This window comes from Planktothrix serta PCC 8927 (assembly GCF_900010725.2).
In the GTDB taxonomy this organism is placed as follows: domain Bacteria; phylum Cyanobacteriota; class Cyanobacteriia; order Cyanobacteriales; family Microcoleaceae; genus Planktothrix; species Planktothrix serta.
On the sequence record NZ_LR734924.1, the window covers coordinates 1 to 1,165 of the forward strand.

The following is a 1,165-nucleotide window of genomic DNA, read 5'->3' on the forward strand; positions in this document are numbered from 1 at the left end:
AAATTTGAAAGAAATGCTCAAGGAGAATTAACAATTATGTCTCCAGTGGGGGGAGAAAGTGGAAATCGAGAAGCGGAATTAATCATTGATTTAGGAATCTGGAATCGTCAAACCAAATTGGGTTATACTTTTAGTTCTTCAACCATTTTTAAACTTCCTAATGGTGCAGATCGTTCCCCGGATGTTGCTTGGATACAGCGAGAACGTTGGGAAAATCTCACCTGCGAACAACGCCGCAAATTCCCGCCCATTGCGCCAGATTTTGTCATAGAATTAAGGTCAGCAACAGATCAATTAGAACCCCTACGTCAGAAAATGTTAGAATATTTGGATGCGGGAGTTAAATTAGGTTGGTTAATTAATCCTCAACAGCAACAAGTTGAAATTTATCATCTTCAAAAACCTGTAGAATTGCAACATCTTCCCACAGAATTATCCGGTGAGGATATCTTACCGGGGTTTCGTTTAAATTTATTGCTATTTTGAGACAATATTATTGTTTGTGAGTCAAAATTTTAGGGGTGCGTGCGCTTCGCTTACGCACCCTACGGGTAGGATATAATTAGAAATAGCGATCGCACATTGAGACTAACAGTATGGTTATTAGTCCTGTGATATTAAACTTAGATAGTGTTCACCTCAGCGATGAACAATTCTATCAACTTTGTCAAAATAACCAAGAGTTGAAATTTGAAAGAAATGCTCAAGGAGAATTAACAATTATGTCTCCAGTGGGGGGAGAAAGTGGAAATCGAGAAGCAGATTTGATTGCTGATTTAGTGATTTGGAATCGTCAAACCAAATTGGGTTATACTTTTAGTTCTTCAACCATTTTTAAACTTCCTAATGGTGCAGATCGTTCCCCGGATGTTGCTTGGATACAGCGAGAACGTTGGGAAAATCTCACCTGCGAACAACGCCGCAAATTCCCGCCTATTGCACCGGATTTTGTCATAGAATTAAGGTCAGCAACAGATGAATTAGAACCCTTACGTCAGAAAATGTTAGAATATTTGGATGCGGGAGTTAAATTAGGTTGGTTAATTAATCCTCAACAGCAACAAGTTGAAATTTATCATCTTCAAAAACCTGTAGAATTGCAACATCTTCCCACAGAATTATCCGGTGAGGATATCTTACCGGGGTTTCGTTTAAATTTATTGCT

Annotated in this window: 2 protein-coding genes; both read left to right on the forward strand. The window is 38.5% G+C overall.

The annotated features are described in order from the left end of the window. Positions 1 to 486 (forward strand): Uma2 family endonuclease (locus PL8927_RS27655; protein ID WP_156093361.1); only part of this gene is annotated, 486 nt, incomplete at its 5' end. Between the two features lie 110 nt (positions 487 to 596). Continuing rightward, positions 597 to 1,165: Uma2 family endonuclease (locus PL8927_RS27660; protein ID WP_083627105.1), on the forward strand; the 569-nt coding region annotated here is incomplete at its 3' end.